Origin of the sequence: Mesorhizobium sp. M7A.F.Ca.CA.003.01.2.1 (assembly GCF_003998945.1) — a bacterium.
GTDB lineage: Bacteria > Pseudomonadota > Alphaproteobacteria > Rhizobiales > Rhizobiaceae > Mesorhizobium > Mesorhizobium ciceri.
Window position 1 is genome coordinate 1 of the sequence record NZ_RZRA01001097.1, and the last position, 1,669, is coordinate 1,669.

The 1,669-nt window shown below is 64.5% G+C and carries 2 protein-coding genes; one reads left to right on the plus strand and one right to left on the minus strand.

Annotated elements, in window-relative coordinates; translation table 11 throughout:
• The coding region (locus EN969_RS30095) for a penicillin-binding transpeptidase domain-containing protein (protein WP_281060043.1) at positions 1–1,404 on the plus strand (1,404 nt) is incomplete at its 5' end.
• Between the two features lie 9 nt (positions 1,405–1,413).
• Here EN969_RS30095 and EN969_RS30100 read toward each other — a convergent pair.
• On the minus strand, positions 1,414–1,669 hold a 256-nt coding region (locus EN969_RS30100; protein ID WP_127419682.1), incomplete at its 5' end, for a nuclear transport factor 2 family protein.

The following is a 1,669-nucleotide window of genomic DNA, read 5'->3' on the forward strand; positions in this document are numbered from 1 at the left end:
CTTGCCGCCATGCGCGACGAGGGCAAGATCAGCGCCAAGGAACTGACCTCGGCGATGAGCGCGCCGGCAACGCGTGCGCCGTCCTATTGGACCGGCTCGGAGAATTACGTCGCCGATACCATCATGGAGGAACTGCCCGACCTGATCGGCGACGTACGCGGCGATATCGTCATCGACAGCACCGTCGACCTAAACCTGCAGAAGCTCGCCGAGCAATCGATCCGCAGGCTGATCGACGACAGCGGCAAGAAACTCAACGTCAGCCAGGGCGCCCTGGTGTCGATCGACGATTCCGGTGCGGTGCGCGCCATGGTCGGCGGCTACGACTATTCGACCAGCCAGTTCGACCGTGCTTCGGAGGCACGTCGCCAGCCGGGTTCGGCATTCAAGCCGTTCGTCTATATGGCCGCTCTTGAAGCCGGCCGCACGCCCGACAGCATCCGCAACGATGCGCCGATCAAGATCGGCAACTGGACGCCCGACAATTACGGCGGCAAGTATTTCGGCAAGGTGACGCTGGCCACTGCGCTGGCCAAGTCTCTGAACTCGGTGGCAGCGCAGCTGACCATGGAGGTCGGGCCGAACGCGGTTGTCGAGGCGGCGCACCGCATGGGCATCCAGTCCGACCTGACAGCCAACACCTCGATCGCGCTCGGCACTTCGGAAGTGACGCCGCTGGAGTTGACATCGGCCTATGTCCCCTTTGCCAATGGCGGCTACAAGCCCGACATCCATTTCATCCGGCGCGTGACGACCACCGAGGGCAAAGTGCTTTACGACAGCGGCGGCGGCAGCGCGCCGCGCGTCGTCAAGCCTGAGATCGTCGGCATGATGAACTCGATGATGACGGGCACGGTTGAGATCGGCACTGCCCGGAAAGCGGCTTTCGCCTGGCCATCGGCCGGCAAGACCGGCACCAGTCAGAATTCGCGCGACGCCTGGTTCGTCGGCTACACCGCCAATCTCACCACCGGTGTGTGGTTCGGCAATGATGATGGCAGCCCGATGAAGAAGGTCACCGGCGGCGCACTGCCGGCGCAGGCCTGGCACGAGTTCATGGTTGCGGCCCACGAAGGTGTGCCGGTGCGGCCGCTGCCCGGCACCTGGAAATCGACGCCGGGCGACACAATCGTCCCCGACGAGATACCCTCGGCGAACAACACGGCGCCGGTTCCGTCCACGTCGGTCGGCCAGCAGGCACCAGCGCGGCCAGCAGCGCCGGTTGCCCAAGCGCCAGCGCCGGTCCGCGCGGCTCGTCCCGCCCAAACCGTCGATGCCGATGGCCTTTCCATGCCGGGGGATGACGGCGCCACCGCGTCGATCAAGCACCCGGTGCCGCCAGGCGACGTTGGCGGCCCGCGCAAGAAGCGGCAGACCTCGATCCTCGACCTCCTTGGCGGCTGAGTAGACCTGCTAATTCGCCTTTGGTTTGGCGCTGCCCAGCTTCTTGCTGTCAAAGGTCAGTTTGTCGCTGTGAATTTTGCCGTCGCTGATGGTGAGGTGCTTGGCGCAGGAAAGCGCGCCGGACGACTCTGTCATCAAGTCATACATTAGCAGCGCCTGGTGGTCGTCTCCGAAGGCCGCGATCATGCGCACACCGGTCACATCCTGTGAAAGTTTGGTCAGGCCCTCGAGGTAGGGGGCCTTGCCAGTCGACTGTTGCATCGGC